Here is a 19,968-nt window from a genome sequence, read left to right as displayed (position 1 = left end):
GAACCGCCCCAGACCCACCCCGAGCAGCGCGTTCAGCAGCAGACCCTTCATGACGATCCCGTCGGCGATCCCGTCCCCGCACCGGCCCCGGCGCCGGACCGATCCCGGCCCGGATGGTCCGGTGCTCGTCCGCGGGCGACGCTCTGCAGTCGCCCCGCGTCTCGGCCGAAGCCGCTACTTGCTGCCGCGCTGGGCCAGCACCGCAGGCACTGTGCGCAGCATGATCGCGAGGTCCCGGCGCAGGCTCCAGCGGCTGGCATAGTCCAGGTCGAGCGCCACGCGCTCGGCATAGGTCGTGTCCGAGCGGCCCGAGACCTGCCACAGGCCGGTGACCCCGGGCGGCACCGCGAAGCAGGTCGAGAACGCCCGGCCGTAGCGGGCGACCTCGGCCTGGACGATCGGGCGCGGCCCGACCAGGCTCATCTCGCCGCGCAAGACGTTCCAGAGCTGGGGCAGCTCGTCCAGCGAGGTCTTGCGCAGCACCTGGCCGATGGCGGTGATGCGCGGATCGTCGCTGAGCTTGTGCGTGGCGGCCCACTCGGCCCGGGCGCGTGGGCTGGCGGCGAGGTGGGCGGCCAGCACCGCCTCGCCGTCGGCGACCATCGAGCGGAACTTCAGGCAGCCGAAGCTGCGCCCGTCGCGGCCGAGCCGTGTGTGGCGGAAGATCGGCGCCTTGCGGTCGCCGGCCCAGACCAGGACGGCGATCACCAGCATCAGCGGCAGCAGCAGGAACAGGGCGGTGGCCGCGACCCCGATGTCGAGCCCACGCTTGGCCGCCCAGTCGAGCCGCAGCCCCCGGGCCACGAACGGCGTCTCCGGCAGCACCGCCTCGACGACCGCCTCGGCCGCCTCGCTCACCTGACCCGCAATCTGATCGGCCACATCGGACATCTCAACCCTATGGTGCGGCGCAGAAGCGCCCGTGGATGTGCGGGATTCGGCATGACCCTGCATGGTCTCAGCTCCTCGGTTGAGGCCAATGGCGGGTGGTTAATGTTTAGTTACCACCGGGCTTATAAGGGGCAATGACAGGGATGACAATCCGCCAAAATTTTATTTGGAGCTCATAAACAGGTTAGTTTGGTAAAAACCTGCAGATCGATCGGAAATTAATCCGCCCTGCGCAGGATTGTCGCTCAAACCTCACGTTCAGTAGTTGCTACCGAGTCTCCGGGGCAGTCCGGCCGAAACAACGGCCAGAACAACAACTTACGCGACGTTCGATTGTGCACCGCACAGGCGCGACCGGTGAACCTCACGGGACGCGCCGATGGGCTGCGGCGGGTCGCTCCGTACATTTGCTGCACTGCCGAACCCCAAACGAACAGGATCCCGAAACCGTTGCATCGGAAAATCGGCCTCTGCACGTCCGTTGCGGCCCGCCCGTCCAGAGGCACTGGGAGGCCTCGGCGGCGGAGGCTGATCGAAACGGCACCTTTGGTCCGACGACGCCCTCTCCATCCCGCGCTCGGATGATGACATCGGCTTCGCATCGGCCCTATTGCCCATTCCAGTCATGCGAATACCGCATTCGGGTGATGAACCGCCTAAACCGTCGCTTTTCACATCAAACTTTTCACGCGTTGTTGCGAATCCGAAAATGAGTGGCATCTTGCCGACATGAAAATCTCGGGGCCCGCCATGCGTCTATTGCGGCAGAAATGCATAGGTTTGCAAATATTCGCGAGTGCGATTTTCTGCATCACCCCCGCGAAAGCCGACATGCGTATAGAGGCCGCGAAAATTACAGCCGGCGACCTGTGGGTTCTCGGTAATGCCGGCGAGCCGGATACCGACATCACCCTCGACGGCCAGTTCTCGCAGCGGACCGACAACCGAGGTTATTTCGAGTTTCACGTCGTCTATCACCCGGCGACCTGTATCGCGACGCTGCGGACACCCAAACAGGCGCGCAGCATCGTCGTGGGCGATTGCGGTCAGCAGGGTTCGAGCCTCGTCGGACCGCCTGGACCGCGCGGCGAGGCCGGCGCCCGGGGAGAACCCGGATCACGCGGCGCGATGGGGCCGCCCGGCCCTCCGGGTGAGGATGGAGCCGTCGGCCCACACGGCGAGCGCGGCCCGACGGGTCCCGCCGGGCCGGTCGGCAGCGCCGGTCCCGCGGGAGCGCCGGGACCGCGCGGTCCCCAGGGCGTGCCCGGGCCGGCCGGGAAGGCGGCGCCCCCGAGCGTCGCGCTCAAGGCCAAACCATCACCGGTTCTGACGGGCTCCGTGACCAGACCACGTTCGGCGCGGCCCCAGCGCGAACCGGAACCAGCCTTCGATGATGCCGCGCCGCTCGCCCCCGGGGCGGGAAGCACGGCGGAGGACCGCTATTAAGACCGGCTCGACTGCTATCTCCCGTCCTCGACCTCTTCCCGAGGCGCGAGCGACGCGAAAAGCCGGGAGGCGTCCATCCGACCGCGTCGGGCCGACCCGGCAGCGGCATCCTTTCGGTATCCGCCTCGAATCATGGGCGAATTTGCTCCGGCGAGCCCCCGCGGAGGGGCTCACGCATGTGTCACCTTAATGCCCCAACGCGCCAGATTTCGACGCCAATGCCAGGCAAGCCCGAGCCAAGCCGGCGGATTTGCGCTAAGCGTGACGGTGGGGCGGGCTTGATCGGATCCCTGCGTAACGCCGTACCTTGGCCGTTTTCGTGGCGGACATCCGGACCGTTAAGAGACCGCAAGGGCTTGTTAATCGTGACAATACGTCCACCAGCGAGTTGCCCCGCGCTCCGAGCCATCGGAATAGCGTCCGGACTTGCACTCTTGGCGACCAATCCTTCTCTCGCCGAAACTTTGGAGAGCGCGCTCGCGAAAGCCTATCAGGGCAATCCGTCCCTGAATGCCGGCCGGGCCGGCGTCCGCGCGATCGACGAGAACGTCGCGATCGCGCAGGCCGGCTACCGGCCGCAGGTGAATGTCGCGGCTTCGATCGGCGTGCAGTATCTGCAGACCAGGAGTGCGAGCGCGGTCGCTTCCGTCGGGGGCGGCGCGGCCGGGTCGAGCGCATCGTCGGCCAGCACCGGCTCGTCGCTTGGCGGGTCGTCCCTCGGCGGGTCGTCCCTCGGCGGAACGACTGGCGCGGCCGGCGCCGCGGGCTCTGCCCTCGGAACATCGACGGCGGGCGGCACGACAACGGGTATCGGCACCGGTACTGGGACCTCCGGATTGGCGTCCGGCGCGGGCGGCCAGTCGGCCGGCAGCATCGGGACGACGACCGACGTGACCTCGCAGGTGCTGACGTCGTCGAACCGGACCACGCGCACGACCTACCTGCCGAGCAGCGCGAGCTTGAACATAACGCAGACGATCTTCAACGGCTTCCAGACCGACAACACCGTCCGCCGGGCCGAATCCACCGTCTACGGCCAGCGCGAGACCCTGCGGTTCACCGAACTCACGGTGCTCTACAACGCCGTCCAGGCGTATATGAACGTGCTCAGCAACACCGCGACGCTGGAGCTCAACCGCAACAACGTCGAGGTCCTGGAGGAGCAGCTGCGCCAGACCCGCGACCGGTTCAACGTCGGCGAGGTCACCCGCACCGACGTGGCCCAGGCGGAAGCCCGGCTCGCCGGCGCGCGCTCCCAGGTCAGCGCCGCCGAGTCGACCCTGCGCACCAGCATCGGCATCTACCGGCAGAATATCGGTGTCGAGCCGCGCCAGCTGGCACCGGGCCGGCCGTTGGACCGCTACGTGCCGGTGAGCCTCGATGCGGCCATTGCCATCGGCCTGCGTGAGCATCCCCAGATCGTCTCGGCCATTCACGCCGTCGATGCCGCGGAAGCCCAGGTCAAGATCCTGGAAGGCCAGCTCGCGCCGCAGCTCAGCCTGCAGGGTTCGCTCAGCCAGCTCTACGATCAGAACGGCCCGAATACGAGCTTCTTCGTCGGGTTCGTGGGCGGCCGGCTCAACATCCCGATCTACGAGGGCGGCCAGACCTACGCGCAGATCCGGCAGGCGAAGGAGACCGTCGGTCAGACCCGCATCCAGGTCGATCAGGTCCGCGACCAGGTCCGGGCGCAGATCGTCGATTTCTGGGGCCGGCTTGAGGCCGCCAAGGCGCAGGTGATCGCCGCCCAGGCGCAGGTCCAGGCCAACGAGGTGGCGCTGAACGGCGTGCGCGAGGAGGCCCGCGTCGGCCAGCGCACCACCCTGGACGTGCTCAACGCGCAACAGGAACTGCTGAACTCGCGGGTGAACCTGATCCTGGCCCAGCGCGACCGGGTGATCTTCTCCTACGGTGTCGTCCAGGCGATCGGACAGCTCACCGCCCGCTTCACCGCGCTGCCGGTGGAGTACTACAGCGCCAAGATCCATTACGACCAGGTCAAGGATCTGTGGTTCGGCCTGCGCACGCCGGACGGGCGCTGAGGTCTTTTCCACGGGGAGTGTGGTGCAGGCGCGCTTGCCGCGACGAATTGGCATGGAATACTGTTTGACGAGCGGCCCGATCGGGTCATCTTCCGAACATCCCCTGCCCGAGCGCGCCTGTTGATGAGTGCAGCGAGCCCCAAGATCCCGGACTCGAAATTCCAGGATAAGGCTGCCGAGAAGGCGTCCGAGCCTTCGATGGAAGAGATCCTCGCCTCGATCAGGCGGATCATCGCGGACGATCAGGCGGCCAAGCCCGCCGAGATCGCCCCGGTGCCCGAACCCGACGACGTGCTCGACCTCGCCGAGGTCGCCGAGCCGGTGATGCGGCCCCGCGCCGTGCCACCCCCGGAGCCGACGCCGGCCCCCCTCGATTTCGACGCGATCGATTTCGAGGACGAGGCGTTCGCCGAGCCGGAGCCCGAACCGGAGCCGCCGCCGGCCCGCCCAAGCGCGCCGCCACCGCAGCCGCAGCCGGTCGCGCAGGCTCCCCAGCCGGCGCCGGAGGCCGAGGCCCTGGTCTCGCCGGCGACCGACGCCAGCGTGAACGGTGCCTTCAACCTGCTGGCCCATACGGTGCTGACCCAGAACGCTCGCACGCTGGAGGATCTGGTCAAGGACATGCTCCGGCCGATGCTCAAGTCCTGGCTTGACGACAATCTGCCGGCCGTGGTCGAGCGGCTGGTGCGCGCCGAGATCGAGCGGGTCTCGCGCGGCCGCTGAGCAGGCGCCCCTCCGGTATCGGGTCTGACCGATGCCGGACGCGTGTTGACGGACGCGGCCCGACGGTCGAAAGCGGGTCCAACCCCGTTGGACAAGCGTTCGGCCCATAACCGCGATGATGGACAAGACCTTCGAGCCCGCCTCCGTCGAGGCGCGGATCTCCGCCGCCTGGGCTGAGGCGGATGCCTTCCGCGCCGGCCGGCCCGAGCGCGCCGGCGCGCCGCCCTATTGCATCGTGATCCCGCCGCCGAACGTGACGGGCTCGCTGCATATGGGCCACGCTCTCAACAACACGCTTCAGGACGTGCTGTGCCGCTTCGAGCGCATGCGCGGCAAAGACGTGCTCTGGCAGCCCGGCACGGATCACGCCGGCATCGCCACCCAGATGGTGGTCGAGCGCCGGATGATGGAGCGCCAGGAGCCGGGCCGCCGGGAGATCGGCCGCGCCGCCTTCGTCGAGAAGGTCTGGGCCTGGAAGGCGGAATCCGGCGGCGCGATCGTCAACCAGCTCAAGCGGCTCGGCGCCTCCTGCGACTGGTCGCGGGAGCGCTTCACCATGGACGAGGGCCTGAGCCGCGCCGTGCTCAAGACCTTCGTAGACCTGCACCGCCAGGGCCTGATCTACCGCGACAAGCGGCTGGTGAACTGGGACCCGAAGTTCCAGAGCGCGATCTCGGACCTTGAGGTCCAGCAGATCGAGATGAAGGGCCATCTCTGGCACTTCGACTACCCGGTGGTCGACGACGCGGGCGCCGAGACCGGCGAGATCATCACGGTCGCCACCACCCGGCCCGAGACGATGCTGGGCGATACCGGCATCGCGGTCCACCCGGAGGATGCGCGCTACACCGCGCTGGTCGGCAAGCAGGTCCGCCTGCCGCTGGTCGGCCGCCTGATCCCGATCGTCGCCGACGCGTATTCCGACCCGGAGAAGGGCACCGGCGCGGTCAAGATCACGCCCGCGCACGACTTCAACGATTTCGAGGTCGGGCGCCGCCGGGGCCTGCGCGTGATCAACATCCTCGATCCCGAGGGCCGGATGCTGCTCGCCGGCAACGCGGCCTTCCTCGCCGACGCGAACCCCGAGCCCGAGGCTCTGGCGCTCCACGGCCTCGACCGGGCGCAAGCGCGCAAGGCCGTCGTCGCCCTGATGGAAGCCCGCGGGCGCCTGCGCGCCATCGAGCCGAACACCCATGCGGTCCCGCATGGCGACCGTTCGGGCGTGGTGATCGAGCCGTATCTCACCGACCAATGGTACGTGAACGTCAAGCCGCTCGCCGAGCGCGCGCTCCAGGCCGTGCGCGACGGACAGACCAAGTTCGTGCCCGAGACCTACGAGAAGACCTTCTTCCAGTGGCTCACCAACATCGAGCCCTGGTGCATCTCGCGCCAGCTCTGGTGGGGCCATCAGATCCCGGTCTGGTACGATGACGACGGCGGAATCTTCGTGGCCGAAAGCGAGGCCGAGGCCCTGGCCCAGGCCGAGGCGAAGCACGGCAAGCCGGCGGCTCTGACCCGCGACGAAGACGTCCTCGACACGTGGTTTTCCTCCGCGCTCTGGCCGTTCTCGACGCTGGGCTGGCCGGATTCGACCCCGGAATTCGCCCGCTACTACCCCACCAACGCCCTGGTGACCGGCAAGGATATCCTGTTCTTCTGGGTCGCCCGCATGATGATGATGGGCCTGCACCTCACCGACCAGGCGCCGTTCGAGACGGTCTACCTGCACACGCTGGTGCGCGACGCCTCCGGCGCCAAGATGTCGAAGTCGAAGGGCAACGTCGTCGATCCCCTCGAGCTGATCGATCAGGTCGGGGCCGACGCCCTCCGCTTCACCCTGTGCGCGCTCGCGGTCCAGGGTCGCGACATCAAGCTCTCGGCCGACCGGGTCCAGAGCTACCGCAACTTCGCGACCAAGCTCTGGAACGCCGCCCGCTTCGCCGAGCTGAACGGCTGCCAGCTCGACCCCGCCTACGACCCGCGGGCGATCACCGGGGCGATCAACCGATGGGCGCTGACCGAGGCCGCCCGCGCGGTGGACGAGGTGACGGCCGCTCTCGACGCCTACCGGTTCAACGACGCGGCGGGCGCCGCCTACCGGTTCGTCTGGAATATTTTCTGTGATTGGTACCTGGAGCTGGCGAAGCCCGTGCTCCAGGGCGAGGGCGTCGATCCGGCGGTCCGGGCCGAGACTCAGGCGACGGTGGCGTTCCTGATCGATCAGGTCGCCAAGCTGCTGCACCCGTTCATGCCATTCCTCACGGAAGAGCTCTGGGCGATCAAGGGCGCGGCGCTCCCCGAGCGTGGCCTCCTGGCGCTCGCCGCCTGGCCGGATCTCGCCGGGCTCGCGGATGCCGGCGCCGAGGGTGAGGTGGGCTTCGTGGTCGATCTCGTTAGCCAGATTCGCTCGGCCCGCTCCGAGACCAGCGTCCCGGCCGCGGCGCAGATTCCCCTGGCGATGGTCGGGGCGTCCCCGGAGGTTCGCACCCGGGTCGAGGCTTGGCGGGACACGCTGCTGCGGCTGGCCCGGCTTTCCGAGATCACCTTTTCGGAGACGCCGCCGAAGAATTCGGTGCAGCTCCTCGTGCGCGGCAGCGTCGCGGCGCTGCCGCTCGAAGGCATTGTCGACCTCGCCGCCGAAGTCGCGCGCCTGATGAAGGAGCAGGGCAAGGCCCAGGGCGAGATCAAGAAGATCGACGCCAAGCTCGGCAACGCCGATTTCGTCGCCCGCGCCCCCGAGGAGATCATCGAGGAGAACCGCGAGCGCCGGGAGGCCGAGACCGCGCGGCTCGTGAAGATCGAGGAGGCGCTGGCGCGGCTGAGCGGGGATTAGGCAAGCGGCGCGATAGCAGCTTCAAGCCGGATCGCTCTGCCCACGCGACGTTTATCCCACCTCCTCCCCTCATCCTGAGGCGCCGGAGCACAGCGGAGGCCTCGAAGGAGCCCTCCAGAACCCGCGCGATCCCTGGAGGGCTCCTTCGAGGCTCGCTGCGCTCGCGCCTCAGGATGAGGTCGAGGGTGGGAGCGGACCGCCGGATAGCCAACCCTCACTTCATCGGCGGGTACCGAGAGGACCGACGAAGGGATTGGGCGCGCTGACGCTTCCATACGATTCATCGATCGAACTGCCGAAGCCGTCGCCGGACGGGCCGCGCGGATGCGTGGAGTAATCGGGCGGCACATAGATCCCGGCCCGGTTCCTGTAACCGGCTTTCAGGTTATCCGGGTTCTTGGAGCCGGCGCCATCGTCGTAACGCCGAGCGTCGATGCTTTCGATCGAAAGATCCTTCTTCTTGGACGCATTCAGTTTCGTTCGATCGCCGGAAGCAGGCTTGGCGTCGAAATAATCCCGGTACGCCGAATAGTCTTCGGCGGCCATCGATCCGGCCGTCGATCCCAAGACTATGGCCGCCGCCAACAGCGTCTTCATGGCTGCCCCCTCACGCGTCTCGCGCCACGGCCATCTACAGGATCGATGTTGATGGCGACCTGCCGGGGCTCGTAAGAATCTACGTCGTCTTTTCAGGCGCGCAGGTGACAAGCGGCACAGGCCGCCGAATTTTCCAGCGCCGGCGCGACGCGACGCGACCGAGCGCCCGCACATGTCCAAACCGTAATTCGACCGCCACGCCGAGGTCAGGCGCCGCCCTCTAGACCGATCGCATCGACCGCCGCGTCCCCGGCGTCGTCCCGATCCCTTGCAAGAGGTTGCGATCCCCATGACCGAGACCAGCCCCCAGAACCCGATCTCAGGCCGCACCTCGCGCCGCGCCCTCGCCTCGGTGGCCGCCGCGGCGCTGATCGCCGGCGGTGCCATCGGCACCACCCTGCCCTCCGTCACCCCGGCCTACGCCCAGGCCCTGCCGAAGACTCCGATCGAGGCTCCCGAGCATCCCCCGGGCTCGTTCGCCGGCATCGTCAACAAGGTGAAGCCGGGCGTCGTCTCGGTGAAGGTCAAGCTCGATGATTCGGCGAGCAGCGACGACGAGGACGGTCCGGGCCAGGGCTCCGGCCAGGGCCAGAACCTCCAGAACGTGCCGCCGCAGCTGCGCGAGTTCTTCCGCCGATTCGGCCAGAACGGTCCGGGCGGCGGCCAGCCCCAGCCGCAGCAGCGCCAGGGCTCGCGCGGAGCGGTCGGCTCCGGCTTCATCATCTCGGCCGACGGCTACGTCGTGACCAACAACCACGTGGTCGACCACGCCAAGACCGTGCAGGTGACCCTGGACGACGGTCGCACCCTCGACGCGAAGGTCATCGGCAAGGACTCCAAGACCGACGTCGCGCTCCTGAAGATCAACGAGGGCTCGAACTTCCCCTACGTGCAGTTCGGCAAGAGCGCCCCGCAGGTCGGCGACTGGGTGGTGGCGATCGGCAACCCGTTCGGCCTTGGCGGCACCGTCACGGCCGGCATCGTCTCGGCCCGCGGCCGCGACATCGGTGCCGGCCCCTACGACGACTTCCTGCAGATCGATGCCCCGATCAACAAGGGCAATTCCGGCGGTCCGACCTTCAACGTCAACGGCGAGGTGGTCGGCGTGAACACCGCCATCGCCTCCCCGTCCGGCGGCAGCGTCGGCCTGGCCTTCGCGATCCCGGCCGAGACCGTGCAGGCGGTGGTCGAGCAGCTCCGCACCGACGGCAAGGTCGCCCGCGGCTATCTGGGCGTTCAGATCCAGCCGGTGACGCAGGACATCGCCGACGGGCTCGGCCTCGACAAGGCGAAGGGCGCCCTGGTCGACCATGCCGAGACCGGGACCCCGGCGGCCAAGGCCGGGCTCAAGGCCGGCGACGTGATCGAGAAGGTCAACGGCGACACGGTCGACAGCGCCCGCGAGCTTTCGCGCCGCATCGCCGGCATGAAGCCCGGTGCCAAGGTCGAGCTGAGCTACCTGCGCGGCGGCAAGGCCGACACCGCGACGGTGACGCTCGGCGCCATGCCGACCGACGGCACCAAGGTCGCCGCCCGGGAGGATGATTCCGGCAACGGCCAGCCGCGGCTCGGCCTGAACCTCGCCCCGGCCGCCGATGTCGGCCTGTCCGAGCAGGGCGTCGCGGTGGTCCAGGTCGATCCCGATGGTCCGGCCGCCGCCAAGGGCATCGAGGCCGGCGACGTGATCCTGGATGTCGGCGGCCAGAGCGTGACCCGTCCCTCCGACGTCGCCGCCCAGATCCGCACGGCGGAATCGAGTGGCCGCAAGGCCGTGCTGATGCGGGTGAAGAGCAGCAAGGGCCAGACCCGCTTCGTGGCGGTGTCGCTCAGCAAGAACGCTGGCTGATTCCGGCTTCTACCCGGCGCGGGGAGCCCTCCTCACGCCGCCTCGCCGTGACTTTCTGACAAGCCCTCGCAGAGCAAGCGAGGGCTTGTCCATTTTTTTAAGCTATGTTTTGTTTACTTAGGACATTCGATCGACTTTCTCAGCATTCATAGAACTATGTACATTAGGTATTATTATTAACGATTTGTATTTTAATGTTTTATGTCACTTCTTCAAAACATTTTGCGTTTGAATGATCCGTGATAAGAATCATGGGAAGAATCAGTTGAACGTAATCGTTATTTAAAAATTGCGGCTATAATGAAGATGTCGGAAAAATACATTCTTTGCAGACCCGATGCTGGTCTGAACGATATGTTGACCCAAATTGAGATTATGCATCGATATGCTGAGCTTGCTGATCGCATAGTCGTGGTCGATGCTGGATACAAGCACGGGTTTTTCTTCCAAGATAGTTTTTCCAAGTATTTTATCAGCAAAGATGCGAGATTAGCTCTGGATGTAAGCCATATCAAACAACCGATTGACGAGCTGACTACATTCCCAGCCGCCTTATTCGGCCGCGCGAGCTCCTACAAGCCTTTGTGGAGCGATATGCTTGGCAACTGGGTTGATACAGACAGTAACGTCCAGCTGACTTTTGATATGAGAAGAAAATACGACGAACAGCTTCTAATTCATCATCAATGTGGTGGAAATCAAAACGCGCTGTTTGCGCTTACAAAGATTATTGTGGCCGATGAAATAATCAACTCACTCGCCGAACGCATAGACGCGATCGGGGCGCCGTTTAGTGCTATACATATTCGCAACACTGATTACAAAACAGATTATAAAACTGCAATCAATGCGTTAAAAGAATCGATATTTTTCCCTGTGTTCATAGCTACTGACAATTCTGAATGTCGAAATTATTGCGTTTCTGTCTTTGGCCGAAACAACGTTAAATTTTTTTCAAGCCTGCCAGATGATGGGAACCCGATTCATTTAAACAGATCTTTTGCCCCTCTTTTTCGTAGGAACGCAGACTCGATACTTGATCTGTTAACAATTGCGCTCTCGACAAAATTTTACAAAATTGCGCTCGACGGATCTCTACATGGCATGCAATATTCTGGTTTTTCTGTTTTAGCAGAGAATTTGATCACCTACGATGGCGTACTTGTCTCCCTTTTGGGACCAACCAGGCAAGCCTTATCGATTCTGCAGAAAGCCTTTACCTGGCGACAAAAACTAAAATAGCATCGGCAGAAGATAATCTGTGTTGTTCCTAGAAACTCGCTCCGATGCAGATTGCAGACGGAGCGAGTGCATAACATATTGTTTTGGCATGGCTCGAGGAAAGCCGTTGAATATTGCAACGGCCTCTACTTGATTTCACATTCGACAATCGGAATTCCCAATCCCGGCCCCAATCGAGTCCGGCATTTACCCAGCGCAGCGAAAGCCGCGTTCGAGTCGCGCGCCAAACGCATCAAGTCACCCAACCGCGCTCGGCCCCGGGCAAAAGCAAAAAACACCGCCGCGATGTCGGGCTCGCCGTCCGGCGTGAGCGCCTGGGCGGCGAAGGCCGGGAGCGCTTGGTTGGCGGGGTCGCAGATCACCCGCAGGGCCGCGAAGGGCAGGCCGTGGCGGCCCGCGTAGACGGCGGCGACGTGGGATTCCATGTCGACGGCGGCCGCCCCCGTCTGGGCACGCAGCTCCGCCTTGCCGTCAACCCCAAGCACGGCCGTGTCGACCCCAGCGAGATCGGCCGGGATCACCCGGGGGCCGATGCCAGCGAGGGCGTTGAGGAGCGTGGCCGAGAGGTCGAGATCGGCGGCGCGCCGTCCGTCCTCGCCGACGATGCCGGTGCCGACCACCACGTCGCCGGGCTTCAGGGACGGGTCGAGGCCGCCCGCGATGCCGAAGCTGATCACCGCCCGGCAGCCGGGCTGCGGACGGGCGTCGAGGAGCTGGCGCAGGCGGTGCGGGTTGCCGCCGGCGCCGACCGCCTCGACCCCCTCCCCGGCTGCGAGGCGGCGCTCGCGGGCGAGACCGGTGACGGCGAGGACGGGGGCGGCGGGATCGATCATGGCGCGCTGGTGGACCAGTCCGGCGAGCTCCGCAAGGAGCCGCGAGCGCCGGGGAGCCGGTGTCGCGGGATCGTCTTCGGAGGAGGCCACGTGCAGGATACCGGGGTTCGCGGGCGGTCGAAGTTCGCGACCCGGCTGAGGAGCCGGCCCAGCGGGCCGGCCTCCCAAAACCTCACATGCCGAACTGCACGCGCCGGCTGTTGGTCCGCTTCAGGTTGCGGTAGCGCGCCATCGCCCAGAGCGGGAAGAACTTCGGGTAGCCATGGTACCGCAGGTAGAACACCCGGGGGAAGCCCGTGGCGGTGTAGCGCTCCTCGTTCCAGAACCCATCCGCGCCCTGCGTGCGGGTCAGGAAGTTGATCCCGCGGGTCACCGCCGGGTCGTCGACCGCGCCCGCCGCCATCAGGGCCAGCAGCGCCCAGGCGGTCTGCGAGGCCGTGGACGAGCCCGCCTCGAAGGCCGGATCGATCTTGTACGAATTGGCATCCTCGCCCCAGCCGCCATCCGGGTTCTGGATCCGGATCAGCCAGGAGACCGCGCGCTGGATCCGCGGATCGGCGGAATCCACCCCGGCGGCGTTCAGCGCGCACAGCACCGACCACGTGCCGTAGATGAAGTTCATGCCCCAGCGGCCGTACCAGGAGCCGTCCTCCTCCTGGTCGTTCAAGAGGTAGTTCACGCCGCGGTCGAGGGCGCGGGAGGTCTCCCGGGTCTCGCCGAGCTGGGCCAGCATCCCGACCACCCGGGCGGTCACGTCCGCGGTCGGCGGGTCGAGCAGCGCGCCGTGGTCCGAGAACGGGATGTGGTTGAGGTACATGTGGTTGTTGTCGGCGTCGAACGCCGCCCAGCCGCCATCCTGCGACTGCAGCCCCTCGACCCATTCCCGCGCCCGGGCGATCGAGGCCTTGTAGTCCGGCATGCCGGCGACCAGCCCGTGCTGGTGCATGGCCCGGTCCATGGCCATCACCACGACGGCGGTGTCGTCGAGGTCGGGGTAATGGGCGTTGGCGTACTGGAAGGCCCAGCCGCCCGGACGGACCTTCGGCTTGCGCGCGGCCCAGTCGCCGACGATGTCGAGCACCTGACGGGGCTTCAGCCAGTCGAGACCGGCGCGGGCCTGGGCCTCGGCCTCGGGGCTGCCGGCCTCCAGCAGGGCATGGGCGGCCAGCGCCGTATCCCAGACCGGCGAGACGCAGGGCTGCACGTAGGCCTCGTCGGCCTTCTCGACCACCAGCTTCTCGATGGCGTCGCAGGCCACCCGGACCTGCGGGTGATCGGCCCGGTAGCCCATCACCTCGTACATCAGCACCGAGTTGACCATGGCGGGGAAGATCGCCCCCAGGCCATCCTCGCCGTTCAGGCGCTCGCTGACCCAGGCGCGGGCCTTCTCCATGGCGCGCTGGCGACTCTTGCGCGGCAGGCGATCCTCGACCAGCTGCAGCATCCGGTCGATGAAGCCGAAGATCGGCGTCCACGGCCAGGTGGCGTGCGGCGAGCCCGGCCAGGTGCGGACGCTCTCGGGCGGCGTGATGAACAGCTCTTGGACGCTGATCCCGCGCGGGTTGCGGGCGCGCGGCTTGGTCGCCTGGAGCACGAACAGCGGCACCACGGTGGTGCGGGCCCAGTAGCTGATCTTGTCGAGGTGGAACGGGAACCACTTCGGCAGGAACATCACTTCAACGGGCATCACCGGCACGGCGCGCCACGGCACCTCGCCGTAGAGGGCCAGCATGAAGCGGGTGAAGACGTTGGCGTTGGCGGCGCCGCCGCGGGACAGGATCGCCTCGCGGGCCCGGCGCATATGCGGCGCCTCGATGTCGTCGCCGATCATCTTGAGGGCGAAATACGCCTTGACCGTGCAGCTCATGTCGAACGGCCCCTCGTGGACGAGGGCCCAGCCGCCATGCCGGCCTTGGGTGCGGCGCAGGTAGTTGCCGATCTTGGCCTCGAGGCCGTCTGGAACCGGCGTGCCGCGGAAATGATGGAACAGGACGTATTCGGACGGGATCGTGGCATCCGCCTCGAGCTCGAAGCAGATATGCCCGTCATCGTGCGCCAGGTTGATCAACGAGCGCGTCGCCTGCGCCACGCCGCGCTCGACGTCGTCGAGCGAGATCCCCTGGGTCTTCGAGCGCTGAAGCGGCTCGACCTTGCTTACGGCCTCTCTCATAGTCCTCGCCTCGAACGGCCGCTGCGTCGCGGCCGCCATGCCTCAAGCGGCGCCCAATGCGCCCGAACCTGGCGCGCGTAGCTCGTCGCGCACGGAGGATCCGTGCCGCAGCGCACGCGCGGCCGTCTTGCCAGAGCGGATCGCTCCCTCGATCGTCGATGGCAGACCGGTCGCGGTCCAATCGCCTGCCAGGACGAGATTCGTGTAGGCGCTTTCGGCGCCCGAGCGACGCGCGGCCTCGGCCGGCGTCGCAGCGAACGTCGCACGCTTCTCCTTTACGATCTGCCAGCTAGGCAGTTCCGGGGCAAGATTGCACAAGGCTGCGATCTCCCCCCAGATCTGTCGGGCGAGGTCTTCCCGAGGCACATCGAGGAGCCGGTCTGCACCGCTGATCGTCACCGAGTACCGGTCGGGATAAGCGAAAAGCCACTCTGTGAGCGAGTTCACGACGCCGAGGATCAGCGGGCTGCCGGGCTTTGGCGCAAGCGCAAAATGCGCGTTCACGATGGAGCGGAATTCCACCGGGGCGAGGAGACCGGGCAACACCTCCCGGGCGACCCAGGGCGGCAGCGCCAGAACGATTCCATCCTCGGGGCCGATCGCCTCGGGGCCGTCCGAGAACAGGAGCTGCCCGACTCGGCCGTCGGCGATGTCGAGGCCGCGCAGGCGCCGGCCGAGTCGGATCTCGCAGCCGTGCGCCGTCAGGTAGCGCAGGGCCGGGTCCACGAAGGCGTAGGACAAGCCCTCCACCGCCACCAGGGGACGGCAGGCCTTGCCGCCGGCGCCCAGGGTCTCGCGCAGGATCTTGGCCGCCAGCCCGACATCGCTGTCCCGGGGCTCGGTGTTGAGCGCGGCCAGCAGCACCGGATGCCAGAGCTTGGCGTAGAGATCGCCCTCGCAGGCCATGCTGTCGCCGATCGTGCCGCCCGCGCCTTCCGGCTTGCCGGAGGCCGCACGCAGGATCCCGAGCGGAGCGAGATAATCGCGGGCGCGGGTGCCGGGGACACGGCGCGACGGGCTCATCACCCACCAGGGCAGCCGCCCGGCATTGGGACGCAGGCACCAGCGGTCGCCGGTCTTGAGGTCGGCGAAGTCGAACGCCGCCTCGTCGGGGCCGGTGAGCGCGTCGGCGGGGGCGCCGACGGTCTTGAGGAAACCGAGCGCGTCGGCATTGCCCGACAGCAGCAGATGGTTGCCGTTGTCGATCGTGAGGCCCAGCGACGGATCGTAATAGGAGCGGCAGCGCCCGCCAGCCTGCTTGGCGGCCTCGTGCAGCACCACCTGGGCACCGGTCTCGGCGAGCGCGACGGCCGCGGAGAGGCCGGCCAAGCCGGCCCCGACGACGTGGATGCGTCCCATCAGATCAGGCCGTGCCGGAGGACGACGGCGAGCAACGCCAGCTTGCCGGGCTTGACCCGGGCGCGGGGCATCGCCCAGCCGCGGGCGATCACCGCCTTGAGGTAGAGATGGTAGGCCGCCGCCATCAGCCGGGCGGCCTTGGTCGCCTTGCGGGGGCTGCGCCGGATGATCTCCCAGGTCGCCTGGTAATGCTCCTCGGCCTCCCGGGCCACCGACAGGCAGACTTCGCCGATGCGCGGATGGCCGATCGCCTCCAGGGGGGTCGGATCGCTCAGGCCGATGGCGGCCAGCTTCTCACGGGGCAGGTAGAGGCGGCCGCGCTCGGCATCCTCGTCGATGTCCCGGAGGATGTTGGTGAGCTGGAGCGCCCGGCCCTGGTGCCAGGCGAGCCGGATGCCGTCCGCCTCGGGCATGCCGAAGATCCGCACCGACAGGCGGCCGACCGCGCTCGCGACCCGGTCGCAGTAGAGGTCCAGGGTCTCGGCATCGGGGGCGACGATATCCTCGACCGCATCCATGGCCATGCCGTCGATGACCGCCTGGAAATCCTCGCGCTTGAGGTCGTAGCGGCGCACCGGCTCGACGAGGTCACGCACCCGCGCAGCCGGCCGCCCGGCATAGAGGGCGTCGATATCGGCGCGCCAGCGGTCGAGCTCGACCTGCCGCACCACCCGCGTGCCGCCGTCGTCGGCGACGTCATCGACGGAGCGGCAGAAGGCGTAGACGGCGTACATCGCCTCGCGCCGCTCCTTCGGGAGCAGGCGCATGGCGGTGTAGAACGAGGAGCCGGCGGCCGGCAGGGCCGGGGCGGCGGTCCCCTCGGCGGGGGCAGTGGTCGCGGTGGCGCTCACGAGCGGATTCCCTGAGCCGCGGCCCGCACGGTCCGGCCCCGGAAGGGCCGGCGCGCCAGGGTGGCGGCGACACCGCCGAGCGCCGTGAGGGCGAAGGCGGCCTTGCCGTGATGGACTTTTTCCGAGAGTGGATCGCGCGTGGTCAGCCCCTTGGCGAGCACCACGGCGAGGCGGTGGATCGCGGCGATCTCGAGGGACAGCCGCAGATCGTCGATCAGGTCCGGCAGGACAGCGCCCTCGTCGAGGAGGTCGAGGCAGCGCTGCGCCAGTTCGGCGATCACGGCCCGGAGCTGCGGGCTCGCCTTCGGGGCACCCAGCATGGCGATGCTCGCGCCATGTCGATCCAGAGTGTCTTGCGGGATGTAGACCCGGTCGAGCCCCGAGAAATCCTTGCCGCAATCCTGGAGGTGATTGATGATCTGGAGCGCCGCGCAGATCGCATCGGAGGCCTTATAGACCCGGGCCGGATCCTCACCGTGCACGTCGAGGACGAAGCGCCCGACCGGCATCGCCGAGTAGCGGCAATAGTGGATCAGCTCGTCCCAGTTCGCCGTACGGTTCTTGCGCGCGTCCATCCGGAACGCGTCGAGCAGTTCCAGCGCGTGGCGGGGCGGCAGGCCTCGTGCGGCCAGTTCGCGCTTGAGCGGCTCCGCCTCGGGATCGGACGGGCCGGCCCCGGTGAGCGCATCGGCCAGCCGGTCGAGCAGCGCGAGCTTGCGCTCGGACGACAGCTCCGTGTGGTCGGCCACGTCGTCGCCGGCGCGGACGAAGTTGTAGAAGGCCAGGATCGCACCGCGATGGCGCGGGTGGATCAGGTGCGAGGCGACTGGAAAATTCTCGTCGCGGTGGCCCTTGCCGGAGCGCGCCGCGGTCGCGGTGTCGAGCTTGCTCATCCGAGATACCCGGCTTGGCGGAACCACGCGATCGCGTCGGACAGGCCTTCGCGATAGGGGCGCGCCGTATAGCCCAGCTCCGCCCGGGCCTTCTTGTCGGAAAAGAACATCCGGTAGCGGGACATGCGGATGCCGTCGATGGTGGCGAACGGCTGACGGCCGGTGACCCGGGCGGCGAGCTGGGCGAAGAACGCCACCGGATAGACCGCGGCCCGCGGCAGGTTGACGGTCGGGGGCTTGCGCCCGACCATCCCGGCGATGTCGGCGAGCATCTGCGACAGGAACACGTCCTCGCCGCCGAGGATGTAGCGCTCGCCGATCCGGCCCTTGCGGAGCGCCAGCAGATGGCCCTGGGCCACATCGTCCACATGGGCGAGGTTGAGCCCGGTATCCACGAAGGCCGGCATCTTGCCCAGCGCCGCCTCCTGGATGATCCGGCCGGTGGGGGTCGGCTTGACGTCCCGGGGGCCGATCGGCGTCGACGGGTTGACGATCACCGCCTGCAAGCCGTCCCGGGCGATCATCTCCTCGACCACGCGCTCGGCCACGACCTTGCTGCGCTTGTAGGCGCCGATGGCGGTCTCGGGCGTCAGCGGCATGGTCTCGTCGGAGGGCGTGACCCCGTCGGCCGGCGGTTTGATGGTGGCAACGCTCGACGTGTAGACCACCCGCTCGACGCCCGCATCGAGGGCCGCGCGCATCATCAGGCGGGTGCCGTCGCGGTTGGTGCGGACGATCTCCTCCATATCCGGCGCCCAAAGCCGGTAATCGGCGGCGGCGTGGATCAGATAGCGCTGGCCGCGTAGGGCGGCGGCAACGGCCGCCGGGTCGCGCATGTCGCCTTCGGCGATCTCGACATCGGTCCAGGTCAGGTTCCGGCGCGGGCTCGTGGCGCGCACGAGGATGCGCACCGGGAAGCCGGCCCGGCGGAACACGTCGACCAGGGCGGAACCGAGGAATCCGCTTGCGCCGGTGATCAGCACGGGGCCGACCTCGGACGGGCCGGAGGAAGTGGCCTCTACCATCACATGTCTAAAGCGTTGCGGAATGCCGGCGCGGGCGGGGGACCCCGCCGCGCCGCGCTTGTGTCATCGAACCGCCTGGGCGGCAAGCGAGGGGCGAGACCGCATCCCCCGCCGCTTTGGGCCAGGATCAGGCCAGGCGCAGGCGCGAACGGCCTTCCTTGCGCTCCGGCAACGTGGCGAGCGCGGTCTTGACGATGGTGGCGGCGTCGAGGCCGGCCTCGGCGTACATCTTCTCCGGGCTGTCGTGGTCCTGGTACAGATCCGGCAGCGTCAGCGTCCGTACACGCACCCGGCCCGCATCCAGCGCGCCCTGCTCGGACAAGAGGTGCAGCACCATCGCCCCGAACCCGCCGCGCGAGCCCTCCTCGATGGTGATCAGCACCTCATGGCTCTGCGCCAGGTCCAGGATCAGCGCCTCGTCCAACGGCTTGGCGAAGCGCGCATCCGCCACGCTCACCGCCACGCCCTGGTCCGCCAGCGCATCCGCTGCCTTCAGGGCCTCGGACAGCCGCGTGCCGAGGCTGAGGATCGCCACCCGCGCCTCCGGGTCCCGGCGGACCACCCGGCCCTTGCCGATCGCAAGCACATCGCCCCGCTCCGGCAGCTCGACGCCGACGCCCTCGCCGCGCGGATAGCGCAGGGCGATCGGGCCGCTGTCATGCGCGTGCGCGGTCGCCACCATGTGCACCAGCTCGGCCTCGTCGGACGCCGCCATCACAGTCATGTTCGGCAGGCAGCACAGATACGCCAGATCGAAGGCCCCGGCATGCGTCGCCCCGTCGGCGCCGACCAAGCCAGCCCGGTCCAGGCAGAACCGCACCGGCAGGTTCTGCAACGCCACGTCGTGCACGACCTGGTCGTAGGCCCGCTGCAGGAAGGTCGAGTAGATCGCCACGAACGGCCGGTAGCCTTCCGTCGCTAGGCCGCCGGCGAACGTCACCGCGTGCTGCTCGGCGATGCCGACGTCGAAGGTCTTGTCGGGGTGGGCTTTCCCAAAGAGATCGATGCCGGTGCCGCCGGGCATCGCCGCGGTGATCGCCACGACCTTGTCGTCGGCGTCGGCCGCCTTGATCAGACTCTCGCCGAACACCCGGGTATAGGCCGGGGCGTTGGGCTTGGCCTTGGCCTGGACGCCCGAGACCACGTCGAACTTGACCACGCCGTGATAGCGGTCGGCCGAGGCCTCGGCCGGGGCGTAGCCCTTGCCCTTCTGGGTG

Annotated in this window: 15 protein-coding genes; 5 read left to right on the top strand and 10 right to left on the bottom strand. The window is 67.5% G+C overall.

Annotated features, from left to right (window positions below; all coding sequences use genetic code 11):
- Positions 1–174: 174 nt before the first annotated feature.
- Entirely contained in the window at positions 175–891 is a 717-nt protein-coding gene (locus MKL20_RS17250) for a sugar transferase (protein ID WP_244037694.1), read from the bottom strand.
- 756 nt (positions 892–1,647) lie between these two features.
- Positions 1,648–1,857 (bottom strand): hypothetical protein, encoded by a 210-nt coding sequence (locus MKL20_RS17245; RefSeq protein ID WP_244037693.1) that lies wholly within the window; start codon positions 1,855–1,857, stop codon positions 1,648–1,650.
- An 845-nt stretch (positions 1,858–2,702) separates the two neighbouring features.
- Here MKL20_RS17245 and MKL20_RS17240 point away from each other — a divergent pair.
- The 3 genes from MKL20_RS17240 (at position 2,703) to MKL20_RS17230 (ending at position 7,935) form a co-directional block, all read left to right on the top strand.
- Positions 2,703–4,379 (top strand): TolC family outer membrane protein, encoded by a 1,677-nt coding sequence (locus MKL20_RS17240; protein WP_313902727.1) that lies wholly within the window; start codon positions 2,703–2,705, stop codon positions 4,377–4,379.
- Between the two features lie 123 nt (positions 4,380–4,502).
- A complete protein-coding gene (locus tag MKL20_RS17235) occupies positions 4,503–5,102 on the top strand; it encodes a PopZ family protein (RefSeq protein WP_244037692.1) in 600 nt (199 codons plus the stop codon).
- 115 nt (positions 5,103–5,217) lie between these two features.
- Positions 5,218–7,935 carry a valine--tRNA ligase gene (locus MKL20_RS17230; RefSeq protein WP_244037691.1) on the top strand — a complete coding sequence of 906 codons (2,718 nt, stop codon included), beginning with the start codon at positions 5,218–5,220 and terminating at the stop codon, positions 7,933–7,935.
- Positions 7,936–8,154: 219 nt separating this feature from the next.
- Here the strand turns inward: MKL20_RS17230 and MKL20_RS17225 are convergent, their stop codons facing one another.
- Positions 8,155–8,532 (bottom strand): hypothetical protein, encoded by a 378-nt coding sequence (locus MKL20_RS17225; protein WP_244037690.1) that lies wholly within the window; start codon positions 8,530–8,532, stop codon positions 8,155–8,157.
- A gap of 289 nt (positions 8,533–8,821) precedes the next feature.
- On the opposite strand from MKL20_RS17225, the gene MKL20_RS17220 reads away from it, so the two are divergent.
- Positions 8,822–10,378, top strand: a complete 1,557-nt coding sequence (locus MKL20_RS17220; RefSeq protein ID WP_244037689.1) for a Do family serine endopeptidase — start codon at positions 8,822–8,824, stop codon at positions 10,376–10,378.
- A 306-nt stretch (positions 10,379–10,684) separates the two neighbouring features.
- Positions 10,685–11,620, top strand: coding sequence for a hypothetical protein (locus tag MKL20_RS17215; RefSeq protein WP_244037688.1), 936 nt, complete (start codon positions 10,685–10,687; stop codon positions 11,618–11,620).
- Positions 11,621–11,745: 125 nt separating this feature from the next.
- On the opposite strand, the gene MKL20_RS17210 is transcribed toward MKL20_RS17215, so the two are convergent.
- The 7 genes from MKL20_RS17210 to MKL20_RS17180 all read right to left on the bottom strand — a co-directional run.
- Positions 11,746–12,543 carry a phosphorylase gene (locus MKL20_RS17210; protein ID WP_409568162.1) on the bottom strand — a complete coding sequence of 266 codons (798 nt, stop codon included), beginning with the start codon at positions 12,541–12,543 and terminating at the stop codon, positions 11,746–11,748.
- A gap of 82 nt (positions 12,544–12,625) precedes the next feature.
- Positions 12,626–14,623 (bottom strand): squalene--hopene cyclase, encoded by a 1,998-nt coding sequence (gene shc / locus MKL20_RS17205; RefSeq protein ID WP_244037687.1) that lies wholly within the window; start codon positions 14,621–14,623, stop codon positions 12,626–12,628.
- Positions 14,624–14,665: 42 nt separating this feature from the next.
- Positions 14,666–15,982, bottom strand: coding sequence for a hydroxysqualene dehydroxylase HpnE (gene hpnE, locus MKL20_RS17200; RefSeq protein WP_244037686.1), 1,317 nt, complete (start codon positions 15,980–15,982; stop codon positions 14,666–14,668).
- On the bottom strand, positions 15,982–16,833 hold the full coding sequence (gene hpnD, locus MKL20_RS17195; protein ID WP_244037685.1) for a presqualene diphosphate synthase HpnD: 852 nt from the start codon (positions 16,831–16,833) through the stop codon (positions 15,982–15,984). Before hpnD ends, hpnE begins: the two co-directional genes overlap by 1 nt.
- Positions 16,830–17,726: a squalene synthase HpnC gene (hpnC, locus tag MKL20_RS17190; RefSeq protein ID WP_244037684.1), complete on the bottom strand. Its 897-nt coding sequence runs from the start codon at positions 17,724–17,726 to the stop codon at positions 16,830–16,832. The genes hpnD and hpnC overlap by 4 nt, the downstream gene beginning before the upstream one ends.
- On the bottom strand, positions 17,723–18,751 hold the full coding sequence (gene hpnA, locus MKL20_RS17185; protein WP_243964187.1) for a hopanoid-associated sugar epimerase: 1,029 nt from the start codon (positions 18,749–18,751) through the stop codon (positions 17,723–17,725). Before hpnA ends, hpnC begins: the two co-directional genes overlap by 4 nt.
- A 127-nt stretch (positions 18,752–18,878) precedes the next feature.
- The coding region (locus MKL20_RS17180; RefSeq protein ID WP_279594819.1) for a transketolase C-terminal domain-containing protein at positions 18,879–19,968 on the bottom strand (1,090 nt) is incomplete at its 5' end.

Origin of the sequence: Methylobacterium sp. E-066 (assembly GCF_022829635.1) — a bacterium.
In the GTDB taxonomy this organism is placed as follows: Bacteria; Pseudomonadota; Alphaproteobacteria; order Rhizobiales; family Beijerinckiaceae; genus Methylobacterium.
Note: the sequence above shows the minus strand (reverse complement) of the source record. Positions and strands in the feature narration are given on the sequence as shown.

Excerpts from the sequence above, each read along its gene's own strand:
- MKL20_RS17250 (WP_244037694.1), bottom strand. The coding sequence starts at position 891 with ATGTCCGATGTGGCCGATCAGATTGCGGGTCAGGTGAGCGAGGCGGCC.
- MKL20_RS17215 (WP_244037688.1), top strand. The coding sequence starts at position 10,685 with ATGTCGGAAAAATACATTCTTTGCAGACCCGATGCTGGTCTGAACGAT.
- MKL20_RS17230 (WP_244037691.1), top strand. The coding sequence starts at position 5,218 with ATGATGGACAAGACCTTCGAGCCCGCCTCCGTCGAGGCGCGGATCTCC.
- shc (WP_244037687.1), bottom strand. The coding sequence starts at position 14,623 with ATGAGAGAGGCCGTAAGCAAGGTCGAGCCGCTTCAGCGCTCGAAGACC.
- hpnA (WP_243964187.1), bottom strand. The coding sequence starts at position 18,751 with ATGGTAGAGGCCACTTCCTCCGGCCCGTCCGAGGTCGGCCCCGTGCTG.
- MKL20_RS17220 (WP_244037689.1), top strand. The coding sequence starts at position 8,822 with ATGACCGAGACCAGCCCCCAGAACCCGATCTCAGGCCGCACCTCGCGC.
- MKL20_RS17235 (WP_244037692.1), top strand. The coding sequence starts at position 4,503 with ATGAGTGCAGCGAGCCCCAAGATCCCGGACTCGAAATTCCAGGATAAG.
- MKL20_RS17225 (WP_244037690.1), bottom strand. The coding sequence starts at position 8,532 with ATGAAGACGCTGTTGGCGGCGGCCATAGTCTTGGGATCGACGGCCGGA.
- hpnE (WP_244037686.1), bottom strand. The coding sequence starts at position 15,982 with ATGGGACGCATCCACGTCGTCGGGGCCGGCTTGGCCGGCCTCTCCGCG.
- hpnC (WP_244037684.1), bottom strand. The coding sequence starts at position 17,726 with ATGAGCAAGCTCGACACCGCGACCGCGGCGCGCTCCGGCAAGGGCCAC.